Genomic DNA, 26,369 nt, shown 5'->3' on the forward strand with positions numbered 1-26,369 from the left:
CACAACCCCTATAACCCATTTTGGCCGAAAAGAAAAATGGCTCAAGCTCGTCTCCACTGGAGACCATCGCACCGGTGGGTTTCGTCACCGAGACCTTGATAGGCAACTCACGTTGAACGATTCACTTTTGCTCCGTTTTCTACCATGCTAATATCTTTATACTATATATAAAGTAGCGTAATCGTATAGAGTATATTATATTTAGTAATAGTTAGTTATAGACTGAACGCATTGATCTGCTAGCTAACACAATTAGGGGTGTAGAATGTGAAGAAGTTATTAAAACTTTTATTTAATAGGGTCGTATTAGTCGGTGTACCAATCATGATACAGCTATTTGCTTTGGTGATGGTCATTTGGAGATTTAACAACTACTTTATTTATTTTTATGTCTTTTGCACATTTCTGAGTGTATTAGCCTTACTGAGAATATTAAGTGGCAAAACCAATCCAGCCTATAAAATTGGCTGGATTATTCCTATTATGCTCTTTCCCCTCTTTGGAGGACTTGTATATCTTATGTTTGGCGACTACAAATTGAGCAAGCGCTCCAAAAAGAAAGTGCATATAATTCAAAACACGATGAACCAGTCACTTAGCCAAAACGAGGTAGTTATTAATAAAATTCAAATACGGGACAAAAATGCGGCCAATCAGTCACGCTATATCAAAAGCTACTCTTACTGCCCCGTTTATCAAAACACGACCTCAGAGTATCTAACACCAGGCGAACGAATGTATGAACGTTTGCTGGAGGAACTGAAAAAGGCCGAGCGCTATATTTTTCTAGAATATTTTCTCATCAAAGAAGGTCTCATGTGGAGTGCCATACTAGATATTCTCGTAGAAAAAGCAGGTCAGGGCGTGGATATCCGCGTCATGTATGATGATGTAGGGTGCCTTCTCACGTTGCCCTCTGGGTATGCTAAGCAACTTGAAAGAATGGGAATCAAGTGCTGTGTGTTCAATCCCTTTATCCCGGTTCTGTCTACTCGCGTTAACAACCGTGACCATCGCAAAATTGCAGTCATCGACGGCTATACAGCCTTTACGGGAGGCCTCAATCTCGCAGATGAATATATTAACGCTTATGCGAGACACGGACACTGGAAAGACTCTGCTATTATGCTTCAGGGGGAGGCTAGTTGGAGCTTCACTGTAATGTTCCTATCTTTATGGAATAGCCAGAAGAAAACCAGTGAGGACTATGAGCAGTACAAACCAGCCACACGGCCAGCAAAAGTTTTTGTTTGTGACGGATATGTTCAGCCTTTTAGCGACACGCCTTTAGATGATGAATCTTTAGGAGAAACCGTTTATCTGAATCTCATCAACACAGCTGAGCGATATGTATACATCAATACGCCCTATCTCATTCTCGACAATGTGATGATGACCGCCCTTTGCTCCGCGGCAAAGCGGAGTGTGGATATCCGAATTGTAACACCGCATATCCCAGACAAATGGTTTGTCCATGCTGTGACCCAAGCAAACTATGATGTCCTTGTGGAAAGTGGCGTGAAAATCTATGAGTACACCCCCGGCTTTGTTCACTCAAAATCTCTTGCGGTAGATGACGAGTTCGCAGTTGTTGGAACTATCAATTTGGATTATCGCAGTCTGTACCTCCATTTTGAATGCGGTGTCTGGCTTTATCAGACTCAAAGTGTTTTAGAAGTCAAAGAGGATTTTCTTAAGACCTTGGAGCTATGTCAACCCATTACCATAGAAGACTGTCGGACTGTCAAATGGTACAAAAGGCTAGGGCGTTCTATTCTGCGTGTCTTAGCTCCGCTGATGTAGTGAATTAAAACGAAAATCGTGCAGCAAAAAACAGCTACACGATTCTATCACGTCTTATATTAGTTAACTAAAACATAATCTGTCAATGGATCGAAAGTTATGAATTATTATCCTGCCTCACTAGATCCTTGCGTAATGCCATGGCATTGCGCAAGAAAACGTGCCTGATTTCCGATTGACAACTTGTAGTATTTACGTGCAACAACACGCGGATGCAGCGTGAGAGTCCACTGGGCACAGGGATTTCTGTCGCACAAAGAAGCGGTACCAACTCCCAGCCGATCTGACGTGCACTAGACGCCGGAAAATCCGCATCCAAATCCGACGTAACCGTAAATATGGCGCTGACCAAGTCTTCAGTACACAGTGCATTTTCTGAAAGGATCATTTGTAAAAGTTCCTGGGTCGCTTCCCTTATCTCAGTCGCATCATTATGATCTACGGTTGTCGCACCTCGAATTCCTCGAACCATCTGTTAACCTCCTTCTTTAGTCGCGACACGATGTCCTAGCCCCACCGCAACCTCATCCAAATGTAAGAGTCCGATTCCAAAGAATATCGCAACACTTAAATGATCGTCTTGACGGGCAATTCCAATCTTCCCACCAATATTCAAGCCCATGGCTTTATTCATAATTTGACTTAAGGCCTCACGTGTTGCACCGGCTACTGCGCCTTCATCTCCATGAGTTTCTTGGATTGCTCCTTCACGTTTGGCAGCTACTATTGCACGTTCTACAATCTTGCGGATTGAGCTGACGTATTCTCCGCCGTAATCTACCGCTGCTGTTTTGACTCCAATCCGTTGGTATGACTCTTTTAAGTTGGCCTCTTCTTCTCGACTCTCTGTCATCGCCATTTTTAAGGCAGCGAGCGCTATTTTCTTGCTTTGTGCCATCATCTCGTTCTTCCTTCCTCATATATCTCGAAGGTTGTACCACCACTATAGAATAAAAAGGCACCTTCTTGATGCCTTAATTCTATTATAAACCGTTCCACCGTTCTTATGGCAACTATTTACTTCCGTCCTACCGTACTCCCTCCTTTTCGAATGACTATGAAAAACTATAGACGACTGAATTATAGTACGCCGACGCGTGATTTGCAAGACTACGGTCTAACCGTCAGGTTCTGAATATTCCCCTGTATCACGACAATCTGATCCTTACGAGGTTCAACTAATTGGGACTCTTTTTTCACAACTTGAACCTGAATCACTTGAGGCAAACCTCTCCCGTCCAACTGAATTTGACCAGTCTCAACCGTTATTTCCCGCTCTCCATTGGCTAATGTGGCTATTACTTTACCATTTTGAAGCACACGGACCGGGGCAGCCGGAGTTGCCTTTAAAGTTAACTGCCACGTCTTGTGCGATTCGGCAAGCACAGGTAGTTCCAAAGGAGGAGCCTCTACCTTAGCTGCAACCGCCATATAAAATTCAAGCGGATCCCTGAGCACACTTAACTGCATTAATAATAGAATCACCGACGCCAAAACCATAACCCGGATAATCCTGCGTTCACCCCGCTGAACTGTATTCCACATCCATTCTAGTAAGCTTTCTCTTCGACGCACGTACACCACCTCGAAAAGAGTTTATGCAGAAGGGGTATTAATCAGACCATCGAAAGCACAGAATCACTTGCGGATCGACCTGCCCTATAACCCATTGAAAACGCAGCTTGGAGGTTATATCCTCCCGTAATGCCATCGACATCCACAACCTCTCCAGCCCAATAAAGTCCTTCCACACGTTTTGAAACCATCGTTTTTGGATTGATCTCCTTAATATCGATTCCCCCTGCCGTTACAATCGCCGTCTCTATAGAAAGGGTTTCTGTAATGGTCATTGGTAAGTTTTGCAACAATCCTACTAAAAGTTTTCGTTCTTCACGGCTTATTTGATGCACCACACCATCAGGGTTTATCCCGCTTAGATGAATCATCACCGGAATCATACTTTGGGGTAAGAGGTCATCCAGAGCATTTTTGAACTGCTTGTTACTATACTTTTGAAAATCCCGTTGGACCCGTGTGTCTAATTGTTCTACCGAAAGAGCGGGCTTCAAGTTAATTCTCAACTCGACTTGTTTACCATCACGAAGCATATCTCCAGCTTGGCGGCTTAAAGTTAATATGATAGGACCCGATACCCCAAAATGTGTAAATAACATTTCTCCAAACTCTGCGTTTTTCTTCTTTCCATCTACCCACAAAGTGGCTTCTACATTCCGCAAAGCTAGTCCCTGAAGCTCCTTCACCCACTGTTCAGAGGTTTTCAGGGGCACAAGAGCCGGTCGTGGTGTGATAACACTGTGCCCCAGTTTCCGGGCGAACCTAAACCCATCCCCGTTTGAACCTGTAGCAGGGTAAGAGGCCCCTCCTGTACAAACGATTACCGCTGGAGCTAAATATTGTTTTTGGCCAGCCCCTCGAACCCCTTTGACATGGCCATTCTCAACTAGAATCTCTTCCACGGCTGTTCCCGAGCGTACTTCGACTCCCTTATCCTCTAGGAAGGCATTAAGGGCTTCAACCACCTTTTCGGCGTCGTCCGAGACAGGAAAAACTCGCCCTCCTCGTTCAACCTTCGTCTCTACTCCATAACGGGCAAAAAAGGCCCGTAAGGCTATGTTATCAAAGTCTCTCAATATGCCGTGTAAAAAACGACCATTTCCCGGGTAGTGGCTAATAAAATCTGTAACGTTTTCTTCGTTAGTTAAATTACAACGCCCTTTCCCTGAGATCGCTATTTTACGGCCCAAACGTTCCTTCTTCTCTAGCAAAAGTACCTTTGCACCGGCTTTCGCTGCTTGTCCAGCAGCCATCATACCAGCCGCTCCACCACCAACCACAATAACCTGATACTCGTTCATTTTGTCTAATCTCTCCTTAATTTAGCTTTTTTAAAGAAAACTTGGCTAGCGCCAAGCCTTCAGGCGCCGGCGATCGCCTTAGTTGCACTTATGCTTCCAGAAAGTATATAACTGAAAGTTATACTTTCTGACTAGTACAAGCATGAAGCCGCCATGAACGGCGGCTCCTCAAATATCTCCTTCGCTCTACACACTCACGCCTCTTTAAAGTTTGGGTATTGGCTTACGTCTTTTGCCCTTAGAACGCTTCTATGTTAATATTGACAATAAATCCTAGTCAACGTACCAATTTTTATTAACATTAGGAGGAATGTATCATGAGTCTTGACCAACGCACAATCGTTGTGACACAAATTTCAGCAGCAGTTGCATGTAATGCACTTGCCTCTCTCCGGCTTTCCATCACGGAAGCCTTAACCTTGGGCATAAAACCGGAAGAAATCAAGGAAATTCTAGCTTTGGCTAAAGCTATTCAAGAACAGCCCATTTCTCATGTGACACATTTAGTCGATCAACTTTTGCGTGAACCTAAGAAACCGGCACACGTACACAATGCCCACTGTGGTTGTGGTAGCCACCAGTAACCTTATCCATTCGCACTCGGGAAGAAAGACCCTGGGCTACCTGGATCACTTGTTGAACAGGCCAAACATAAGTCTGTATTATCAAAAATTCGTTTGCCACACCTGATACAATATCTTGGGTTTCCTTCATGGATCAGTATTTTACCCGTTAATAAACGATGAGACATCGACTTTTGATTAAATGACAACGCAAGCGGCCGACAAATTTCCACACATCGCCCGCATTGAACACATTTTTGGGGCTCTAAAATCAGACGCAACGACACTATCTTTTCCTCTTTAGTAGGATCCTCTGCGGTCTGGTCTGGGTTCCTATCTTCTTGCTTTTGTAACGCGCCCTGCGGACAAATCGCTACACACACTCCGCAACTTGTACATGAGTCTGATACAGTCAAAGCACGAAACGGTATTTTTCCATCTGTTTTTTTCTCCACCGCTTCAATAAGCCATTGCCGAGATTTTGGTATAGTATACGTCTCCTCAGCTGCTAGGTTGGGTAGCCATTCTTCGATTTTATCTCGACCTATTTGCTTCCAACCAGTCAGATTAACTCGCGGAACTTCAGCCCTAGCCCCTTCTCTTTTTTCTAGTTCATCTGCGCCCTCATCCGGCCGAACTTGTATGCTGATAGCAGCATGGTCTGGCCAATCCGCATGAGCCTCTTTAAACAGCTTAACACTGTTTGCACACGCTAGACGATCTTCGCATTCAGCACAAACTCCGGTCATGATCGTTACGGACTTTTCCTCCGCCAAGAGCATAAGAAGCATCCAAGCATCTCGGTCTATTATCCCCAAACAGGGAATTTCAAAGCCCTGGGGGATTGCCTTAGGACAATTTAATACGATATCTTTCTCCTTAAATAAATAATCATGAAGTTTACCCATCGTCCGATCAACAAAGCCATCACTCGGGCACACGGCCATACATGCCCCACATTCTGTACATTGTTTGGCATCTAACTGCCGATATTCCGAGATGGCTTGATGCGGACAAATCTCTATACACAATTTACAAGCACGGGCAAACGGTTTTTTCGTATTTAGACAATTTCCAGTGTGGTACACCATTTGGCATGTCATGTCTTATCCTCACTATCATTTTCTTCTTGTGTTACTATTGTATCCTAAAACGCCCATCTTAAATAGGGATTACTGAACAGACCCATATTTTCAGTATTTAAGCAATTTAATGCAGTACATCTTAAAAACGCACATCAAAAATAATGATAAATCCGCCGGATACTTCAGAACAAAGGAAAACTCATCAAAGTGGCAGGCATCTAGGATGAGTTTTCCTTTGTTTTTCTCGGTTGTAGGAATGCAAAATGGCATCAGTTTTTGAAACCGACACCATTTTATAAAGATTGGTCATAATAAAATCGATATGTTTAAAAGTCCGGTGAAACTTGTCGTTTCCGCCGAATCTACCAAGTATTACTTCATCACAATTTTAATCTTCTCAATGGCGTTTTCAAAATACTCTTTCATTATCATTCTCTGAGTATTAATGAGGGCTATATACACTCCATTTTTGACACTTCTCTCTGAAGATTCAGCAAGCTTGGCAGTTACATACAAGCAGGTATAAGGAGTAAACCCTTTTTTTGAAAGGTCCTTTTCAGGTATGTTCTCGATAAAACTTGTGAGATGATCTAACTCCAAACTAAAGACTTCTGAAAGACGCTGTGCTTCATCACTGTCAATTTCATTATCTTGATATGATAATTTCAAGGTTTCTATGAAGGTCTTAGCTAAGTCCTCCATAGAAACCTTAATTTGTCCTCTGACTTTTCTGTCTACCAACATCGCATAGAGGAGTAATAGTCTTAATAAATGGAAGTTCCGAATAAACTCTTCAAATTCCGTTTGATATAATCCAGAATCTGGGTCGATCGCTAAATAATCTTCATACGTATACAGCGGAACTTTTAGTACTTCATCTGCGCTCATCTTTATGAATGTACTTAGACTAACCTTCTTTCTTTGGAAAAACATATTAACACTCCTTATCTTTGGACAAGGCAATTAGTTATTCACCAACTGAACCCTGGGTTTCTAGGGGACTCCTTCTTTGTTCACAGTTACACTTACTATTTAATAATCCAATTAATCCAAACTATCAAGTATCGTATTAAGATCATCAATTTTATCAGTGACCTTAAATCCAAGTTTTTTGTACACAGAGACAAACAATGCCAAGTAAGCTAAAATGCTAAATAAAAGTACGAAATTGCTGTACCAAGGTCGCTCCTTTGAGCCAAAACCGTAATTTACTGCGAAGTAAATATTATTTAAATTTGAAACTAGCGCTAATCCTACCAAAAAAACGAATACGATCACGGCTCCTTTTGCATACTCAATCCTTAATTGTCTTTTAGCTAATTTCTTGTCAATTTCATGTTGTTTAATGGTTTCTTTAACATCTGATAACGCCATTCTAGTCATCTCCTTTGATTAGTCAACTAAGAGCAGATATCAACATTATTTCCCACCTTAAGATGGTCGTTCAATCCTATATAGATAATAATACTCCCCTTATTTCAAAAAACAAAATTCTTTGTAAAAACAAGAGATTTCTTGTTTTGATAATGGCACTCAAAACACAATCTCCCTTGTAGATCTGTTTCGCTCCTTCTATTCAGCTAGCAATAAGGACTTCGCTAGATGGGTTTCAACGCCAACTAAGTGATCTAGCATGAGTTCCTGAGCTCTTTCCACATCATGATTTTTAACCGCTTCATAAATGGCACAATGCTCTATATATAATTTCTCAGGCGTGTTCGTGTCTTCGTAAAGTTTGCTACGACTGGTTATCAAGGTCTTCCGTACAGTATCTGAGATAGTGTTCATCAGACGAATTAGGATCTTGTTATGTGTAGCCCTAGCAATTGCATAATGAAAGAAATGATCCGCGTCTTCTCCCAAACGCTGTATTTGAAGATCCATGCGCATGACTTCTAAGGCTTCAAACATATCCTTAAGTTCATCGTCTTGCGCTCTCTCTGCCGCTAACCCCGCTGCCTGAACCTCCAAAATCTTTCGAGCTTCATAAAGTTCCAGATCCGCATCCTTTTCAATAAATAGCATCCAAGCGAGGGGTGCAACCACAGAATCAATGTTAACCTGTCTTATATATGTCCCTTCTCCAGAGCGCACTTCAATAAGACCCATCATCTCCAGGGCACTGATAGCTTCACGAATAGATGCACGACTAACTTGAAACCGTTCAACTAATTCACGTTCTGAGGGTAAACGGTCACCAGGTTTTAGTTGCCCTTCTGCAACTAGTAACCCTATTTGATCAACAATTTGTTCATAAATTTTCTTAGTTTTAATTGGCTTTAATAGCACTTTAACTCTCTCCTTTGTTCGACTGCTTGTAAACGAATTCACGATCTATAGGGGCAGTATATTTTCTATCTTGCTTGTTTTTAATCGGTGTATCTACGATAGGTTTAGATTTCACAACGAGAAGATAGTAGAATATTTGGACAGATTATATACCTTCATTATTCTACCATGACGCTTGTAAAAATGAAACATGGAAACACCTATTAATATAGTGTTTCCATGTAAAGTGCGTTTCTTAAATTATAAACTCTTTTGGTTTTTCTTTCCAGCACGATAAGACTCCGCCAGAATTTGAATCGTGTGCAATACTTCTTCGTCAATGTTGGCATTTTCGATCCCACTTTGCAATTGCATGCGACAAGCAGGACAGCCTGTTGCTACCGTATCCGTGTGAGTCTGGGCAATGTCAGCCGTTTTACGATCCGAAATTTGTACAGATAGATCTGGGTGTACAAGGCTAAATGATCCCGCCATACCACAACAACGAGCAGCTTCTTTCATTTCAATCAGTTCCACACCAGGAATACTCTTAAGAATTTCTCGCGGTTCTTTATTAATTCCCGCTCCACGGTTCAAGTGGCACGGATCATGATACGTCACTTTACGCGATACTTTTCCCAAACCTTCTTTCTTAAAGGGAACTTGATGAATCAGAAACTCAGAAATATCATACGCTTTTGCAGCCCATTTATCTGCCAAAGGTTTTAGTTCCGGATCATTCTCCAGCAATTCACTAAAAACATGTTTCCAAGCAGTACCGCCAGAAGAACAGGCAACAACTACTGCATCCGCCCCCATCCTCTCAAACGCCCGCAAATTGCGTTTGGCTAAGGTACGGGCTGAGGCAACGTCCCCATTGACCGAGGCAGGGATACCACAGCAAGCCTGGAACTTTGGAATGACAACTTCGATGTCATTTTCCGTAAGCACCTCGATCACCGCTCTGCCAATGTCCGTGTAGAAGTAGTTGATCATGCAACCAGTGAAGAAGCCCACTCTCATCTTTGGATTTTTAACCTTAATCACTTCAGGAAACTCCGAACGCAAGGTCTTTTTGGGCAACATTGGGAACACTTTATCCTTGCCTATCCCGATATCAACGCGCATCCGCGCTAATTTGCTGTGCCTATCCGGTATGTTTTTTAAGGCAACAGCCTGAAAGACACTTCCAACCTTCAACCCAAGATCAAACACACGCTGCATCTTTAAAGCGGTAAAGGCAATTTTCTTGACCGGATGAAGCCCTTTTTTACGGACAGCTTCTGCCCTTGCAGCGAGAATAATCTTATCAAACCTTACCCCGCATGGGCAAATATTATTACAGGCCATACAAGTAGTGCAAAGAGAAAAGCGATCGGACATTCCCTTTGTCATCTCGATTTCTCCTGAGAGGAAAAATTCTAACAAACTAATCTTTCCCCTTGCGGCTCCGACCTCTTGGCGTGTTTCCTTATAGATCGGGCATACTGACTGACAGTTGCCGCATTTCATGCATTTATGGAGTTCTTCGTTAATCGAATCCAGAGAATCGTATACGGACACGATTAGTCCCTCCTTACAATCTTGCCTGGGTTCATTATATAGTTGGGGTCTAAGGCTTCTTTAATGCTACGCAATGCCGCTACCCCAGCTTCACCAAATTCCCAGTCAAGAAATTTCATTTTGGCAATTCCAATCCCATGTTCTCCGGAAAGAGTTCCTCCAAGTGCTATAGCCGTTTCGAAAATCTCTTCCACTGCCAGGTGAACTCGTTTCATTTCTTCCTCATCCCGAACATCTGTCAAAATAGTGGGGTGTAAGTTTCCGTCTCCGGCATGTCCGAACGTAGCAATTTGCAGATTGTGTTTCGTTGCAATTCTTCGGATAGCTTTAAGCATATCTGGAATTTTGCTCCGGGGAACGGTCGCATCCTCCAATACTGTCGTCGGCCTTTTTTGAGCGAGTGCAGGAAGCGCGCTACGTCGAGCTAACCACAAAAGATCACGTTCTTGGTCATTTTTGGCAATTTTTACTTCAACTGCCCCTTCTTCCTTTAAAACTCGTTCAACTAAAACTGCTTCTCGTTCGACAACTTCTTTGTAGCCATCCACTTCACATAAGAGAATAGCTTCAGCGTTCATTGGAAGTCCTGCATGCACAAAATTCTCCACGGTTTGAATGGTCACATTGTCCATAATCTCAAGGGTAGCCGGTATGATTTTATTTCGGATAATGGCGGCTATGGCATTACCTGCCTTATCAACGTCATCGAAGACAGCCATGATACTCTTACGTGCCTCAGGAGCGGGTATTAGTTTCACGATAATTTCGGTAATAATGCCCAGAGTTCCTTCTGCCCCAGTATAGAGGGCAACTAGATCATACCCGGTGACATTCTTGACAGTTTTTCCTCCCCAGCGGATAACCTCTCCATTCGCTAAAACGATTTGCAAGCCCATAATATAATGTTTGGTAACGCCATATTTGAGACCACGCAAACCACCTGAACACTCTGAAACTGAGCCTCCCATAGTCGCGGTAGTAATAGTTCCAGGATCAGGCGGATAGAGTAAACCATGCTTAACCACTTCATCATTAAGCGCCTGAATAATCACTCCAGGTTGCACTGTGGCAGTCAAATTATCCTGGTCGACTTCCAAGATTTTATTTAAGTTCAGCATTGAGAGAACAATTCCTCCTTCAATGGGGATAGTTCCCCCACTGAGGTTTGTTCCCGCGCCGCGTGGATAGATCGGAACTTTATGCCGAGCAGCAATTTTAACGATCTCAGCCACATGTTCTGTGGAAAGGGGCGTAACCACAACTTCTGGCATACAATGCTTCATCGCCGCAGTCGCGTCATAAGCATAGGTCAATAAGTCTTCCTTCTCCGTGAGGACATTTTCAATACCGATCACTTGAATGAGTTCTTGCAATACTTCACGAGTTAACATCCTTTAACCCCCTTAAAAACTTTGTCTGACGGTCAGACCGCCACTCACTTAATTATATATTAATTCAATTTAAGAGAAATTTCAATAAGTAAATTTAATTACTTAAAAATATAAGTTGGGAAGAGGCATATTTTACCTCTTCCCATAAACTATTATTCTTAAATTTACAAATTATTTTAGTGTAACACTGACGCAATCGTCGGCATAATACCTGCGATCGTCGGAATCATACCTGGCAGTACATACGCTTGAAGATAAGTCATAATACAGACAAGAAGCAAGAGGAAGAGCGAATGTTTTAAGGTAAAGCGGAAGAGATCAGACTCTTTACCTACTAAGCCAGTCGCCGCTGCAGCTACGGCAATGGATTGTGGAGAAATCATTTTCCCAACAACTCCTCCTGAACTATTTGCTGCAATAGTTAGCACAGGGTTAACGCCGACCTGTTCAGCTGTAACTTGTTGTAGCTTTCCAAATAATGCGTTAGCTGAGGTGTCAGACCCCGTTAAGAATACGCCCAACCAACCGAGTACTGGAGAAAAGAACGGGAATAATTGGCCAGTTTGGGAAAATAATAGCCCGAGTGTATAAGAAAGTCCAGAGTAGTTTGCAAGATATGCGAAACCAAGTACTGAACTGATTGTGATAACAGGAAACATAAGGGTTTTACACGTTGTTCCAAATACTTTAACCCCTTTTGAAGGGCTGATTTTCAGAATTAGCATGCTGATGAGTGCTGTGATCAGGATTGCCGTCCCTGCCGCTGCAAAAAATTCCCATTTGTAACTAGCCGCGTAAACAGTCGGTGTTTTAACTATCGGCATCGTTTTCATAACTAAGCCATCTAGACCAGGCCAATGAGGAACGTTTACAAACCATTCTAGGCTTTTCCCGACAAAATTTTTAAATGTATTTGTTCCCCAAATACCCACTATTAATGTCAGAATTGCAAATGGGGACCAAGCTTTAATTATTTGAGCGCCAGTGTACTGTTTAAAGGTTGCGACTTTTTCACCTTTCTCACTCGGAAAACGCCAGATGTTTTTGGGCTTCCATAATTTCAGTAAAATGATTAAGGCGATGAGAGAAACTAAAGAAGCAATGATATCTGGGAGTAAGGGACCGAGGTAATTAGAAGACCACCACTGTGCAAGAGCAAATGAAAGTCCAGAAACGGCGATAGCTGGAAGGACTTCTTTGGCACCTTTCCAACCTGCCATGAGAATAATTAAGTATAAAGGAATCATAACGGAAAGGAAGGGAAGTTGACGTCCCACTGCAGCGGAAATAATATCCGCACTAACTCCAGTTACTGCACCTGCAGTGATAATCGGAATACCGATTCCACCGAAGGCAACTGGTGCAGTATTGGCAATTAAACATAATCCGGCGGCATAAAGGGGTTCAAATCCTAAGCCAATTAAGATCGCACCGGAAATTGCAACAGGTGTGCCGAACCCGGCGGCTCCCTCTAAAAACGCTCCGAAAGAGAACGCAATGAGCAGAGCTTGAATACGACGGTCACTAGATAATGAAGCAATTGAACTCTTGATGATCTCAAACTGTCCTGCTTCTACTGTCAAGTTATAGAGAAAAACAGCGGTTACGACAATCCAAGCTATGGGGAATATGCCATTAAGTATTCCGAGCGCACTTGCGGAAATTGCAGTCCCTAGTGGCATCTTGTAGACAAGCACTACATCGATAATTGTTAATACGAGCGTAGTACTTCCAGCGATATGACCCTTCATTCGTTTGATCGCGAGCGCCCAAAATAGATAAAAAATAGGGATAGATACTGCGAGTGCTGTGAGCCCAATGCTATTTCCGAGAGCTGCATAGTTCTGTGTCCATGCCATAGTAAATTCCACCTTTCAATAAGCATGAGTAGAGTTTTTCCATATCAACTAGTCCTTATTCGGAATATCCTTCTCAATCGATCTCTTTTTCACCTCTTTCATGCATTTCTAAGAATGTTTCTCGGACTGATGGCCCTGTTGTCAGACCGCCATAGCCCATAATAAACCTTCTTTACAGAAATTTCAATAGTTCTATAAATCCCTTTATTTATATAATAGACAATCTTTTATATAAATAACTAAAGTTAGATGATTGTAATCACAATAATTAAAAGCGGAAAACTCCTATTCAAGGCGTTTCCCGCTTTTAATTATTGTGATTAAGTTCTCAACAGAAGAGCAAACATTCTATAATCGTTAGTCGAGATATTTTTGTTCCGAAATTGTGAATAGTAAATCAGACGGGCGACCACTTTAATGTGGTCGCCCGTCTGATTATTTCTATTATTTACATTGTCGGAATCATCCAAGGGAATACATACGCTTGTAGCATGGTCAATAAGCCCATGAGGAACGCCAACACGATGCTATGCCAGAATACTTTTCGGAAAATAACTCCGATATTTCTGACTCCTTCGTCAGCGTCCGCATAGCAGGCTGCGGTTGCAACCGTAATACTCTGAGCATCAATCATTTTACCCATAACTCCACCAGTACTGTTTGCAGTAACCATCAAGAGTGGGTTTAAACCCAGCTGTTGAGCTGTTACGAGCTGAAGATTACCAAACAGTGAGTTTGAAGCTGTATCACTACCTGTCAGGAATACCCCCAACCAACCAATCATGACAGCAAAGAAGGGGTAGAGCACGCCGGTTTTAGCGAAAGCTAAAGCCAATGTAACGTCAGTTCCTGCATACTTTGTGATGTAACTTAGACCGATAACTAAAGAGATAACTGAAATCGGTATTTTCAGACGTACAATCGTTGTAACGAGAATCTCTTTCCACTGGGCAGCCGTAACTCTGAGGAAGAGAATTCCTGTGATGAAGGCTGCAATCAAAATTCCAGTCCCCGCCATAGTTATAAGATTGAAACCAAAGACGGCGGCTTCTCCAGTTTTAGCCACAGCACCCACAGATACTGGTGCAGTTTTGAAAGCTAAAAGATGCAAAAAAGGAACGTTATACTGAGGATTGAAAAGGCCGTTCAACCAAGTCTTAATACTTGGAACTCCCCACATTGCAACAAAGATAGCCAAGAAAACCCACGGCATCCAAGCTTGTAATAATACAGGCCAAGAATGTTTTGGTATAGCCTTTGGTTTTCCAGGATCTCTACCTTCTAATTTTGCATAAGCCATTTCATTGGTGATGATATTCTTTGGTATCCATACTTTGAGGAACAAGGAGGTGATGATAATACTACCCATACCTGCTCCAATATCAACAAGCATAGTCAAACCATACTCAGCCATCGTAAACTGAACGGTAGCGAAGGATAAACCTGTTACGAGGATAGCAGGCCATACTTCCCAGACTTCCTTCCATTTTCCTTTTTCCATTAAGACTAAAGTTGCAACCAGCCAGAAAGGAATAATGAGAGAAAAGAACGGTAATTGTCTGCCTGCCATTTGAGTGATCAGACCATCGTTAATACCTGTGACTTTAGCAAGGGTTAAAACAGGTGTTCCGATTGCGCCCCACGCCACAGGTGCTGTATTAGCAATCAAGCAGACCACAGCCGCGGTAAGTGGGCGGAAACCTAAACCAACCATGATGGCCCCTGCCACCGCCACCGGAGTACCGAAACCAGATGCGCCTTCGATAAAGGCTCCGAAGCTGAAAGCTACTAGTAGAGCTTGTAAGCGACGGTCCGCGGTAATTCCAGCGATGGAATCTTTAACGATTTCGAATTTACCAGTAACAACTGTCATCGTATATAGAAAAATAGCTCCAAAGACAATCCAACCGATTGGGAATAAACCACTCGCGACCCCATAACCAAATGCCGCTAGAGTCATAGATGCTGGCATCCCGTTAACGAAAATAGCGATGACAAAAGCAACTACTACTGCAATGAGTGCCGCATACGGAGCATAAATACCCAATATTCTCTCACCATTCTTCGCTTTATGGGGGTGAAGCGCTAAGAAATAAAGCAGGGCTATAATCGGTAAAGCTGCAAGTAAAACAGAAAACCAGAAGTTACCCGTGGGATTATAGTTTTGTAAATACTGCAAATGTATGAACCTCCTTCAATAAATTTGATTCCACTGGGTTCTATGTTCCCCAAGCTCTCATCAATCACCCCCTTAAGAAAAAATATTCTATTTTATTCTTGTGTATAAATTAATTTACTGTTTCACCTATTAAAACCCTATTTCAAAATATTTAGCGCCTAAAGATATACTAATCTAATTTATTAAACTTTTCAATATGTATAGATATTTGTGAAAAGAATAATTATTGATTTTTAATAGAATATTTAACAAATTAAATCAAAATAACAAAAAACCTTCCAAAATAACTAAAAATTTTTAAATACTAATCTTTATACTTGTCAGGCCATCTATTAAGATATATATTATTCTAATATATATTAATATTCAATATGTAATGACTTTTGTGAAAAGATTAATTATTGCATATATTGCCGAATATTTAGTGGATAACAAAAAATTCAGCGAATAAACCACAATATGGTATTATTCGCTGAATTTTATTATTGTTCTTTATTAATGCTTATATAAAATTATTTACCGTGAATATTTCTGTTCAAGAACTTTTATTTCTTGTTGAAATGATTGACTTAATCGAAAAAGTAATCGTTCCATATCCAAGCGGTGAAGTGAGACATTTTCAGGACTTAGGAAATCTATTTTACGAAATTCAGGCCTAATCAGAAGTGGGAGCAAGTCGTCAAGGTTTTCAATTCGAAGAGTTAGAATTATGGGCGCATAGGCAATCTCATGGGTGCGCCTCCCACCCCCTTCAGCCACAGAATAGACATCAAGACTTAAATCGACATCTTCGATGAAAATCCCTTGAAGTGGCACATTGCGCAACAATCCGACCTGTTGTTCTCTCATCTTTTCTGCCATTTGTTCTTTACTCTTTCCTCCAAAGAAAAATCGTCCACTCCGCGATTCACCACGATAATCCAAACGTATACGAACACGAACGTGTTCTGTAAGGAGCTCATTCCCTATCCGAATTTTCATCATCGCTCTCTCCGTTTCTCTATTTTAAGCTATATAGCTTTTTATTTCGTCATAAAAATATTCTCCATAGGTTTGATTTTCTCCTGCATCTCTTGCTTTAGTGTTGTAATTTGTGGACATACTAAGTCAAACTCAGCTCAGTAAATTTGTAATAAGGTACATTGTAGAAGGAGGATACTTAAATGAGAAAAACAGCTATTGCTATTTTTAAAGGCCCACAACAAACGAAAGAGGCCATTGAAGAGATTCAAGGCGAATCCTTGGCGAATAGTAAAATATCGGTCATAGTTAGGAGTGAATTCATCCATCAAGGCGAATTCCGCGAAGAAATTGCCAATGAACTTGCTTATTACCCTAGTGAAATTAACTTAGATAAATTTAACGCTTGGTTAGTTCAAGTTGCTCCTTTTAATGTGCCAAATCTTGGGGAAGTGGTTGTCGCTGGACCTTTAGCGGATCAACTCATGCACCAACCTCAAGGGCGTGGACTTGTCGAAGTGCTCCTGATCTATGGCCTCTCTGAAATTCGCGCACGCCATTACGAACATGAAGTGCGTACAGGACATTGGTTGGTATTGATTCAAACAAACCACGAAAAAATCAATTCTGTCGCCAACGCCCTACGTTCCTTTGGCGGAAGAGACATTGAAAAATGGAATACGGAAATTGAGCATCCCCTCTACCCTGTTGGTTAAGTTCATAGCCCTACTTTGGAACGCAATTCCCTAACTTCCTCTATCGTCAATATCCGATAACTGCCTGTACTGAGAGAATTCCCTAGTAATAAGGATCCAAATCGAATTCGTTCAAGTTTTACTACTGGATATCCAATTGTTGAAAACATCCGACGAATTTGACGGTTTCGTCCTTCATGAATTGTCACTTCTAAGACTTCTAAATGGTTTCCTCTGGAGTTAATGTCTGTTTCGCTAGAAACACCGCTCACGCGCTCTACAATAGCCGGAGCGGTGATTCCGTCTTCGAGAAATACCCCCTGCCGTAAAGTTTCAAGGGCGTTAATACCCACTGGCCCTTTTACCCAAACACGGTACGTTTTCTCTACCCCAAAGGATGGATGCATTAAGCGATGAGTTAATTCCCCATCGTTGGTAAGAACCAATAAACCCGATGTATCATAATCCAGTCTGCCGACTGGATAAACCCGTATTGGGACATCTTTCATTAAATCGACTACAGTTGGACGTCCCTGAGGATCGCTAACACTGGTAATCACACTAGTTGGTTTATTAAGCAGATAATAGTGTAGGCTTTCCGTGCGATATATCTCATGCCCATCTACCTGAATATGGTCTTGAATTCTCACTTTAGTTCCCAAAGCAGAAATTTTATCCCCATTCACTGTTACTCGACCATCTAGAATGAGCTGCTCTGCATGTCGCCGAGAAGCCACGCCAGCCTGTGCCAGTACCTTTTGCAAACGTTCTCCATCCCCTTTTTCTTGAACCCTGCTTTCATGATCCACCAATTTCTGGTCTCCTCCCTATATCTCTCACGCCTAGGACTACTATTGATACGTGCTAGTTCTACAAAAAAACCTGCGACTTATGTTACCCAGTATTTGGATGATGATTTATCATCTTATCATCGAGGCTTGTACATAGGTACTCTTAGATCAAAAACACCTGGTCCAATTTCAGGATAGGCATTCCGAACGTTTTCCCAGAATAGCTCTTTAGGCGGACTCTGAGGAAGATGCACCAAGAAATCAGCGGGGAATTGGTTCAGAACCTCAGACGGAATGTCTTCATCGTCTATTGAAATTATGCGAAAACCCACACGATCCGCATAATAAAACGTCATCGGCGGTGGGTCACTTAGGACTAGAATACTTGAGTAAGGAGTATGGTCTTTGATCCACCGCGCTTGGCTGAGAATTTCCTCATTCCAATGATATTTTGGCGTTAGGTATGTATTCGCTTCAAAGGACTCCCTGTTGATCAACACCAAGAATAAAAATACAAGCACTGTTCCTGGTAGGAAATCAACTCTATCAAGGGCATAAGCGCTCAGCAAAGCAACAAGAGGTAAGATAGGAACTAAGTAATAATCTAAGGGAATACGTACACAAACCACAACCATATAAAGAATGCCAATTCCACTCCAAGTTAAGAGGGCAATTTGCGCAGGAGAACGCGTAAACAACAGGCGACATAGACCGATTCCAGAAAGAAAGAGAACACTGCCAGTAAATCCTCGTTGAATGTTATTGCCTAATAAGCTCCAGTTCAAGCTACGTGAATTCGTCATATTGCCACCCAGTATTCCAGATACAAACTGACTTGAGGGTGCGACGTTCAAATGTACCCATAAATAATATACCATTGGGGGAAGAAGCACAATCAAACTAAAACGTACAATCTGCCCTATCCGTTTAGGATTCAAAGGATAAAAGCCAAGCAATAAGGCAACTGGAAACAACATAAGCTGAGGAAGCTTTGCTAATATTGCCCCTGCCATTAACAGCCCAATCTTCCAAAGCCCTCTGTCCTCCAATGAATTTCTCCAGCGCCAGATCATGGCCAAAGCCCAAATGCTCCACGCTTGGGCCATGGGTTCTGGCATTACAACTCGTCCATAATATATTGATAAAGGCATTAGAGCATAAATGGTTGCAGCTAAAAGCCCAACACGGTCTGTAAACATTTGCCGCCCCAGGTAGTAGATTCCCCCTACTGCAATTAAAGCTAAGGCAACCGACCAAATGCGTCCCCAAATATCTGCCCACCCAAATATTGTCCATGTCCAGGCCAAAAGGTAGGGCAAAAATGGAAACTCTAATTCTACGTTTTGAGGGGTAACCCCGTCATAGTTAAGTTGTGGCAAGAAGACACCTGGAATGTCCGTTAACCCCCCAAGCATATGTAAAGCCATACTCGCCGTATCTGCTTGACGCCAAGCTTGATCATCTAACAAAGGGTTCGTTATTCCCCTTAGACGGGCTAGCAAAGCAACAAGTAAAATAACACACAAAAGTAGTCTTCTTCTTACTCCTCCGCCCATTTTAACCTGTTCCACCTTTTGCGTTTAATGTGATAGATAAGTAGGATATATCCCCAAATTGTTGCCCTTATCCGCATTTTACTGACCCCTTTTTTCCGTTCATAATGAAGTTCTAAAGGGATTTCAGTCACGAGCTCGGCAAAAGGAGCAACTTTGAGTAGCAATTCAACCATTCCTGAGAAATTACGACTTTTAATTATATTTGGACCATATTGCCGAGTTCCTGCGAATAATATGGAAAGACGATAGGCACGAAAGCCACAAGAATAATCTCGAACTCCAGGTATAGGAGCAAAAAAGTGCATGAATTTTCCAGCTCCCCAGGATAGCCCCCTACGCCCCAAAGAGAGTCCATGTTGTTCCCCACCTCGAACATAACGCGAGGCAATGACAAGATCAGCGCCCGAACAAATCTCCTTATACATCAAAGGAATTCGATCTGCGGGTTGAGTATTATCGGCGTCCATTGTTATAACCATATCCGGGACTTCTTGGTTCAGTTGTCTTGTTGGTCCGTTGCGTTGTTTCTCGTTAAGGTTCATTACATACTGAAAACCACTGTTTAAGGCCGCTCCAAGCCCCTGATTTTGATCGTGATTAACTCTGTGAATGTTATTATGGGTTTGCGCGTAGCTTTGGACAACATCCGGAGTATTGTCTGTACTCCCATCATTGATGATAATGATCTGATGTGGGATTGGCACGCAGTTTTGTTCGATATCCTCTAGCAACGCTGGAAGTGCTGCGGCCTCATTATATGCAGGTAAAACAATATATAGCATACTAAACAATGTCCCCCTTTCGGTACATCGTTAGTATGTACAAAGTAAGGTTCAATAAAACACTTTGCTGACAATCCACACTGAGACAACTAAGCCTACGATATCTGCTAATAATCCCAACTTTAGAGCGTAACGGTACTTTTTGATTCCAACCGATCCAAAATACACGGTAAGTACAAAGAATGTAGTATCCGTACTCCCTTGGAGGGTCGATGCTAAACGGCCGATGAAGGAATCTGGTCCATGTTGATTAATCAGTTGTGTTGCTACACCTAACGCCCCAGACCCACTCAAGGGACGCATAATAGCCAAAGGAATAATCGAAGCGAAACTCGGATCCAACCCTAAAAGAGAGAAGAGTGGCTGTAACCAATGCGACACTGTCTCGAGCGCTCCAGAATCCACGAAAACTCTTATAGACACTAACATTCCAATTAAAAAAGGGAGAATCCGCACACCCGTTTTAAAGCCTTCCTCCGCTCCCGCTACGAATGATTCATAGACAGGGACTTTGCGAAGGTAAGCCATTACTGGGATAAGTAACAAGAGCAATGGAATCGCCCAACGAGAAATTTCGGCAATAAACTTCATTTTCTCCTCCTGTGACGAATAAGGTAATCCACGATGATCGCGACGGTCATAGCACATCCAGTTGCGACGATTGTTGTGCCAATAATTTCTGTTGGATTAACTGAATTTGCTTTAAGACGAACTCCAATAATTGTAGCAGGAATTAGGGTTATACATGAAGTATTTAAAGCTAGAAACGTTATCATTGCAGGGCTTGCCACGTCGGGTGTCGGATTTTCCTTTTGGAGCTCCTGCATAGCCTTCAGCCCAAAAGGGGTAGCGGCATTCCCCAATCCCAATATATTGGCACTTATATTCATGATAATGGCTCCCAGTGCAGGACTATCTGGCTTAAGGGATGGAAACAAGCGACGCACCGCTGGGCCAAATAAACGTGAAATCCCTCTAATAAAGCCAGCTTCCTCTGCCAAACGCATGAGTCCAAGCCACAAACTCATCACGCCGATTAGTTCAATAGCGACCTCTACCCCTAGTTCCGCCGCTTTCAGCGCCGATGTCGTTACACTTTCGACGTGTCCATTAAGCGCTGAAACAATGATTCCAGTTGCCAACATCACAAGCCAGATGAGATTAACCATTTCCCACCCCCCTGCCTAAAAGTATGAAAAGGACATGCAAAAAAGAACGAGATATTCTCGTTCTTCTTTACTTATCCCTATTATCTTTTCAATAATACGATCCAATCGTTTAGTCACGGGCAATGATAATGTCGTCCGAAGGTCTCTTCTTCTTTTGAAACATTCCCGTAACCCTGTCTAACACGTCAGGAATTGCATCGATCAACCGGTCAACTACCACGTTACCGTCAACAGGTAGGAGTCGTATATTCCCGTTACCTACAACCAAGAACCCAACAGGTTGCACCGACACCCCAGCTCCTGCACCGCCTCCAAAGGGAAGTGCCGGTGCTTGTCCACCCGTATTGACATTTTCTTTATTGTCGTCCGCTGGTGCAAACTCACTACCGCCTGCTGCGAAACCACAAGAAACCCTTGAGATTGGAATTATCACGGATCCATCATGAGTTTCTACTGGATCTCCAACAATCGTATTGACATCAACAATTTGTTGGATGCTTTCCATGGCTGTTTTCATCAATGATTCAATCGGATGATTACCCATGTGCATGTTACCCCCTTATACCCCGCCTTAACGTTCTCAATACGTTAAATCCTACAAAAATAATATGGCCTATTCTTAATTGGAATATGCATCGAATATCACATAAAAACCCTGCTTTCTTAAATGTTGGAACCACTACCAAAGCTGGTCTTTTGACCTCGACTGTCACTTGTTGATAAAGATGGGAAAGAGCAAAACCCAACATAGTCCAAAATGTTCCTGCTGCAATCGCTGTTTGAGCCGCATCCGGAAAACCGATTTCTATCCGCCAGTTAATTCCCTTACAATGAATTCCCTTGTAAAATTGCTGTTTTATCCGATTAATACGTCGCAACAAACGGGGAATATTTAGCCAAAACCGAAACAACCACCCTCTCCGAATATAGCGAATACGTGCTTTTTTAGTTGCTTTACGCGTCCCGCCCTTTGCTATTGCTACCTGTTCGATTTCGACCTGTGGTCCTTTCTCCCATTCTAATTGGAGGGTTGGTATTTGAAATTGAGTATGCCATAATCCATGAAAGGCACGAAAATCGATTTCAATATGATCTTCCTCTTCGATACGTCTGTATCTAAAATCTACTTCTGCTTTTAAAGTTAGACTAAGTAGCAGTAGCATTGTCATGGCGAGCAAGAACGCTAAAATCCGCACCAGTACCCCTCCGAACTCAAATGGTCGTCTTCAAGACAATCTCTAAAAAGGTAAGATACCCTATTTCGAGGATTATTATGCACCAAGCTTTCCTTACTTTCTTACGAGTTAAGGTCACTATAATTTCAAGAATGGTAAAAAGTTCTTTTGTACCCCCTTAAAGAGGCTCCCTCCTGCGTATATGTTTAGAGAGGTCTTTCGCAGTGAACAAAGGAGGAACCAAAATTTGAAAGAACTAAAATTTAGGGTTTGGGACAGGATTCAGGAGAAAATGTTAATACCACAAGCCATAAGTTTTGATACGCATAGTTCAGTTCCATTTGCAGTGAGTGTACCTGGTAAATCGTGGGAACAGATCGGGAAATTTCAACTGCTTCAGTGGACTGGTCTTTCTGATCAAAACGGGAAAGATGTGTATGAAGGCGATTTAGTTAAAATCTCATCTGTTATTTACAAAATTATTTGGAATGAAATGCTAGCAGCTTTCGAACTAATAGAACAAGGGAGTTCCAACAGGTGCGACCTAAGTACAGTTCCAACCGGTTTCGTTATAGGCAATGAGTTTCAGTGATTCGTTTAAGCTATTGACAGTGATCAATGGCTTTTTTCATTTGAGCATAACATCCTAATTTAAGTTTGTTGAATAATCTACTTTATGATAAGCAAATTAAGACTTAAGCAGATAGCCAATACGCAAATGAATAGAGTTGCTTACGACTTGGAGTAAAGAAACAAATTGGGAGATATTGTTGAACATTAAGAAAAAATTACCATACAGCTCATTAAGTCATTGGGCTACAATAGAGCGATTAGATATTCAAAAGAGGATAAGGCTTTAACTATGGAGAACCCTATCTATAAGAACGGTACTAATATTATCTAGGCCGGGCATTGCTGAAGCAGCAGAGAAAAAATCAATATGAGACAGGAGAAAAAGAATGTACCTTATCCCATTGCCAAGCAAGCTTACTGCACAAGATGGATTATTTTTGATAGACCACTATACTGCCATCGTGTTAGATGAGGCTCAAGATGACACTGATTTAGAAACAGCAAAGCTATTGCAACTGGAAATTAAAAAGGTTATCGCCATGACGCTGCCCATTAAAAAGGTGTTACGAAGTGCGGGAACACTTGCTGAAAACTGCATTTACTTTGAATATGATGACATGGATGGAAAAAAAGAAGCCTACCGGCTGACTGTAAGCTCCCATAAAATCACCATTTCTGCTTGTTCCAACCGTGGATTCCTATATGGGGCAGCAACGTTAATTCAACTATGCAGGCTATCCCGTGGGGAAATTGGCTGTGTGGATATTGCCGATGAACCATCCTATGCTAACAGAGGTTATATGCTTGATGTTAGCCGGGGAAGGGTGCCCACTATGGACAGTCTGAAAGCACTGGTCGATCGGTTGGCACTCTATAAAATTAATCAACTTCAGTTATACATGGAAAACTGTTTACGCTTAGATGGCTTTGAAGAGATTTGGTCACAGACTGATCCTTTTAACCCAGAAGAAATTCTAGAGTTAGATTCTTATTGCAATGTGAGAGGCATTGAACTCGTACCCTGCATAGCAACCTTTGGCCATTTGTATGATTTACTCCGTTCAGAGGGCTTTGGTAAATACAGAGAAATGGATGACACTAGTCCCGGTGAGACCTTCACTTGGTATAACCGCATGAGATACCACATCATCAATGTGTCAGACCCCGATAGCTTGACTCTTATCAAGGGAATTCTTGACCAATATATGCCTTTGTTTCGCAGCAATAAAATAAACATTTGTTGTGATGAAACATTTGATTTGGGCAAGGGGAAAAGCGCTTCCATGGCTCAGAAAATGGATTACGGTGAGATGTATCTTTGTTATGTCAATCAGTTAGTGGAATATCTCCAGAACAAAGGGAAAGATGTCATGATTTGGGGAGATATTGTGAAGAGCCATCCCGAACATCTGGGTAATCTGAATGCACAGGTTACCTGCCTGAACTGGTATTACGAGTATGGTGCTACGGACGAAACTGTTAAAATTTTTTCTGACAAAGGCTTGAAGCAATATGTATGTCCTAGCGTATCCGGGTACAGCCGATTGGTGAATGCCTATGACATGAGTTTCACCAACATTCGAGATATGGCGAAGTTAGGTAATGAATATCATGCCGAAGGGTTTTTAAATACCGACTGGGGGGATTGTGGCCACATCAATATGCCTTCTCTTGCCATTCCTGGTATGATTTACGGTGCAGCACAAGGTTGGAACGTGAAGGACGATAGAGATTTCGCTACCATAGACCAGGCTATTTCTTTGGTGGAATACGAAGACCCGGGGAAAAGTCTGGTGGGACTACTGCGTGAACTTTCACATCAAGATATCATCATTTTTAATAATTTAGCATTTTTCAGGGATTACAAGATCTACAATCAGACCTACCAAGATTTTGGCATCAGCCTGTATGAAAAAGCAAAAGAGGAAATCATGCAAGCTTCCGAAGATCAGCTTAAGACCGCCGTCACCAGATGTTCGGAAATCTTTAATTCTCTTAAACAAAATAACATGGGTTCCTATGCAGACCACCAAGAAGAGATGTTAGAGTATTATCTTGCTGCTCGGGGTGTAGCACTGATGCAAGAATTGACGTTGGTCATTAAAGAACGTGAATATGGGCAAGATGTCCGTCCGCTGGATGCTCCCTATGAGCTGGCTGCTAAACTGGAATTCTGGCTAATGGACTACTGTCAGTCGTGGAGAACTGGTAGTCGCGAAAGTGAATTACATCGCATCAAAGAATTTGTCGGTCAAATCTGTTCCATCCTCAGAAAGTATTGTAAAGTTCCATTGATAAAAATCAATTCCTGAATTCACAGCAATGAAAAGTTGAGTACGGGTACCACTCCCAACTTACAAGAAGTGGGAGTGGTACAAAATAGATAAACTAAAGCTTCGGAAATCGGAAATGGCCAGTAATTTTAGAGGGCCAGCTTATTAGTTGATCCGTTTCGCTTGCTATTGGTCCAGCATTATGCAGAATATATGGAACGCCGTCCTTGCGACGTTTATCAGAAACTATAGCAATATGTTCGTGTGGGTAGTCGTATGTGACTATATCCCCGGCCTGCCACTGGTAAAGATTTTCTATGTCACTGGGTTTTATCTCCTTAGTAAGTTCCGTTCCATACCTACGGAAGTAAACGATAAGATTTGGCACGCGACGAAAATCTATGTTTGGATCTGGCGAACCTTCAACACGAGGATATTTTGACAAGTTCTCTCGAATGTCTTTATCCACTAAGGCCTTTAGATCGTAACCAGCGTCACGCATTGCCCTCCACACTACGTCTGTGCATACTCCTTCATTATCTGGAGGGAGTCCCCCTTGATAGTAAGCACTACGATACTGGGGTTTTCTGATTACTTCCGCCCTAGCTCCATTAGCAAGGTCCTTCAGATCATTCACACCATCGTTATCTTTATCACTTGGACAAGAAACATCTGGAACATCAAGGGACTGTTCCAATGGCAATGGTAATTTGTCTAAAGAGGGTGATCTTTCAAATCCCATCCATATAACAAAAACAATAAGTATAGAAATAACAAGGAAGATACCTAGCTTAACAAAGCGTTTCAG

The 26,369-nt window shown here is 42.1% G+C and carries 26 protein-coding genes; 5 read left to right on the forward strand and 21 right to left on the reverse strand.

The annotated features are described in order from the left end of the window. Positions 1-267 precede the first annotated feature (267 nt). Positions 268-1,803: a cardiolipin synthase gene (cls, locus tag E4K67_RS13520; RefSeq protein WP_243454462.1), complete on the forward strand. Its 1,536-nt coding sequence runs from the start codon at positions 268-270 to the stop codon at positions 1,801-1,803. Between the two features lie 97 nt (positions 1,804-1,900). On the opposite strand, the gene aroH is transcribed toward cls, so the two are convergent. From aroH to E4K67_RS13540, 4 genes are all read right to left on the reverse strand, one after another. Then, the gene (aroH, locus tag E4K67_RS13525; protein WP_135547523.1) at positions 1,901-2,275 is read right to left on the reverse strand and encodes a chorismate mutase; all 375 of its coding nucleotides are present in this window, start codon (positions 2,273-2,275) and stop codon (positions 1,901-1,903) included. A 3-nt stretch (positions 2,276-2,278) separates the two neighbouring features. Then, a complete protein-coding gene (locus E4K67_RS13530; protein ID WP_199242540.1) occupies positions 2,279-2,704 on the reverse strand; it encodes a HutP family protein in 426 nt (141 codons plus the stop codon). 209 nt (positions 2,705-2,913) lie between these two features. Further along, a complete protein-coding gene (locus tag E4K67_RS13535) occupies positions 2,914-3,378 on the reverse strand; it encodes a hypothetical protein (protein ID WP_135547525.1) in 465 nt (154 codons plus the stop codon). Positions 3,379-3,419: 41 nt separating this feature from the next. Further along, entirely contained in the window at positions 3,420-4,679 is a 1,260-nt protein-coding gene (locus E4K67_RS13540; RefSeq protein WP_135547527.1) for a BaiN/RdsA family NAD(P)/FAD-dependent oxidoreductase, read from the reverse strand. Positions 4,680-4,996: 317 nt separating this feature from the next. Here E4K67_RS13540 and E4K67_RS13545 point away from each other — a divergent pair, with 317 nt between their 5' ends. Next, positions 4,997-5,263, forward strand: coding sequence for a carboxymuconolactone decarboxylase family protein (locus E4K67_RS13545; RefSeq protein ID WP_135547528.1), 267 nt, complete (start codon positions 4,997-4,999; stop codon positions 5,261-5,263). Positions 5,264-5,265: 2 nt separating this feature from the next. Here E4K67_RS13545 and E4K67_RS13550 read toward each other — a convergent pair whose 3' ends face one another. The 9 genes from E4K67_RS13550 to E4K67_RS13590 all read right to left on the reverse strand — a co-directional run bounded on the left by E4K67_RS13550 (position 5,266) and on the right by E4K67_RS13590 (position 16,568). Then, positions 5,266-6,345, reverse strand: coding sequence for a 4Fe-4S binding protein (locus E4K67_RS13550; RefSeq protein ID WP_135547530.1), 1,080 nt, complete (start codon positions 6,343-6,345; stop codon positions 5,266-5,268). A gap of 354 nt (positions 6,346-6,699) precedes the next feature. Beyond that, complete coding sequence (locus tag E4K67_RS13555; RefSeq protein WP_158408474.1) at positions 6,700-7,260, reverse strand: hypothetical protein; 561 nt, start codon at positions 7,258-7,260, stop codon at positions 6,700-6,702. Positions 7,261-7,371: 111 nt separating this feature from the next. After that, the gene (locus E4K67_RS13560; RefSeq protein WP_135547534.1) at positions 7,372-7,701 is read right to left on the reverse strand and encodes a hypothetical protein; all 330 of its coding nucleotides are present in this window, start codon (positions 7,699-7,701) and stop codon (positions 7,372-7,374) included. Positions 7,702-7,899: 198 nt separating this feature from the next. Then, positions 7,900-8,616 carry a FadR/GntR family transcriptional regulator gene (locus E4K67_RS13565; protein WP_135547536.1) on the reverse strand — a complete coding sequence of 239 codons (717 nt, stop codon included), beginning with the start codon at positions 8,614-8,616 and terminating at the stop codon, positions 7,900-7,902. A 240-nt stretch (positions 8,617-8,856) separates the two neighbouring features. After that, a complete protein-coding gene (locus tag E4K67_RS13570; RefSeq protein ID WP_135547538.1) occupies positions 8,857-10,158 on the reverse strand; it encodes a (Fe-S)-binding protein in 1,302 nt (433 codons plus the stop codon). A 2-nt stretch (positions 10,159-10,160) separates the two neighbouring features. Continuing rightward, positions 10,161-11,549, reverse strand: a complete 1,389-nt coding sequence (locus tag E4K67_RS13575; RefSeq protein ID WP_135547540.1) for an FAD-binding oxidoreductase — start codon at positions 11,547-11,549, stop codon at positions 10,161-10,163. A gap of 176 nt (positions 11,550-11,725) precedes the next feature. After that, positions 11,726-13,408, reverse strand: coding sequence for an L-lactate permease (locus E4K67_RS13580; protein ID WP_135547542.1), 1,683 nt, complete (start codon positions 13,406-13,408; stop codon positions 11,726-11,728). 448 nt (positions 13,409-13,856) lie between these two features. Beyond that, positions 13,857-15,587, reverse strand: a complete 1,731-nt coding sequence (locus tag E4K67_RS13585) for an L-lactate permease (protein ID WP_135547544.1) — start codon at positions 15,585-15,587, stop codon at positions 13,857-13,859. 516 nt (positions 15,588-16,103) lie between these two features. After that, a complete protein-coding gene (locus tag E4K67_RS13590; RefSeq protein WP_135547919.1) occupies positions 16,104-16,568 on the reverse strand; it encodes a hypothetical protein in 465 nt (154 codons plus the stop codon). Positions 16,569-16,750: 182 nt separating this feature from the next. On the opposite strand from E4K67_RS13590, the gene E4K67_RS13595 reads away from it, so the two are divergent. Further along, positions 16,751-17,263 carry a hypothetical protein gene (locus tag E4K67_RS13595; protein ID WP_135547546.1) on the forward strand — a complete coding sequence of 171 codons (513 nt, stop codon included), beginning with the start codon at positions 16,751-16,753 and terminating at the stop codon, positions 17,261-17,263. Between the two features lie 2 nt (positions 17,264-17,265). On the opposite strand, the gene E4K67_RS13600 is transcribed toward E4K67_RS13595, so the two are convergent. The 7 genes from E4K67_RS13600 to E4K67_RS13630 form a co-directional block, all read right to left on the reverse strand. After that, on the reverse strand, positions 17,266-18,054 hold the full coding sequence (locus E4K67_RS13600; protein ID WP_135547548.1) for a pseudouridine synthase: 789 nt from the start codon (positions 18,052-18,054) through the stop codon (positions 17,266-17,268). Positions 18,055-18,170: 116 nt separating this feature from the next. Then, entirely contained in the window at positions 18,171-19,589 is a 1,419-nt protein-coding gene (locus tag E4K67_RS13605) for a glycosyltransferase family 39 protein (RefSeq protein ID WP_135547921.1), read from the reverse strand. Continuing rightward, positions 19,574-20,371 carry a glycosyltransferase gene (locus tag E4K67_RS13610; protein ID WP_135547550.1) on the reverse strand — a complete coding sequence of 266 codons (798 nt, stop codon included), beginning with the start codon at positions 20,369-20,371 and terminating at the stop codon, positions 19,574-19,576. Before E4K67_RS13610 ends, E4K67_RS13605 begins: the two co-directional genes overlap by 16 nt. A gap of 51 nt (positions 20,372-20,422) precedes the next feature. After that, the gene (locus tag E4K67_RS13615; RefSeq protein ID WP_135547552.1) at positions 20,423-20,962 is read right to left on the reverse strand and encodes a spore maturation protein; all 540 of its coding nucleotides are present in this window, start codon (positions 20,960-20,962) and stop codon (positions 20,423-20,425) included. Then, a complete protein-coding gene (locus E4K67_RS13620) occupies positions 20,959-21,540 on the reverse strand; it encodes a nucleoside recognition domain-containing protein (protein WP_135547554.1) in 582 nt (193 codons plus the stop codon). Before E4K67_RS13620 ends, E4K67_RS13615 begins: the two co-directional genes overlap by 4 nt. A 109-nt stretch (positions 21,541-21,649) precedes the next feature. Continuing rightward, positions 21,650-22,084, reverse strand: coding sequence for a GerW family sporulation protein (gene ytfJ / locus E4K67_RS13625; RefSeq protein WP_135547556.1), 435 nt, complete (start codon positions 22,082-22,084; stop codon positions 21,650-21,652). A 7-nt stretch (positions 22,085-22,091) separates the two neighbouring features. Further along, on the reverse strand, positions 22,092-22,736 hold the full coding sequence (locus E4K67_RS13630; protein ID WP_135547558.1) for a DUF2953 domain-containing protein: 645 nt from the start codon (positions 22,734-22,736) through the stop codon (positions 22,092-22,094). Positions 22,737-22,962: 226 nt separating this feature from the next. On the opposite strand from E4K67_RS13630, the gene E4K67_RS13635 reads away from it, so the two are divergent. Further along, complete coding sequence (locus tag E4K67_RS13635) at positions 22,963-23,307, forward strand: YopX family protein (protein ID WP_135547560.1); 345 nt, start codon at positions 22,963-22,965, stop codon at positions 23,305-23,307. 367 nt (positions 23,308-23,674) lie between these two features. Further along, positions 23,675-25,600, forward strand: coding sequence for a beta-N-acetylhexosaminidase (locus E4K67_RS13640; RefSeq protein ID WP_135547561.1), 1,926 nt, complete (start codon positions 23,675-23,677; stop codon positions 25,598-25,600). 76 nt (positions 25,601-25,676) lie between these two features. On the opposite strand, the gene E4K67_RS13645 is transcribed toward E4K67_RS13640, so the two are convergent. Then, positions 25,677-26,303 carry a DUF1287 domain-containing protein gene (locus tag E4K67_RS13645; RefSeq protein ID WP_135547923.1) on the reverse strand — a complete coding sequence of 209 codons (627 nt, stop codon included), beginning with the start codon at positions 26,301-26,303 and terminating at the stop codon, positions 25,677-25,679. Between the last annotated feature and the right edge of the window lie 66 nt (positions 26,304-26,369).

Source organism: Desulfosporosinus fructosivorans, from assembly GCF_004766045.1.
In the GTDB taxonomy this organism is placed as follows: Bacteria; Bacillota; Desulfitobacteriia; order Desulfitobacteriales; family Desulfitobacteriaceae; genus Desulfosporosinus; species Desulfosporosinus fructosivorans.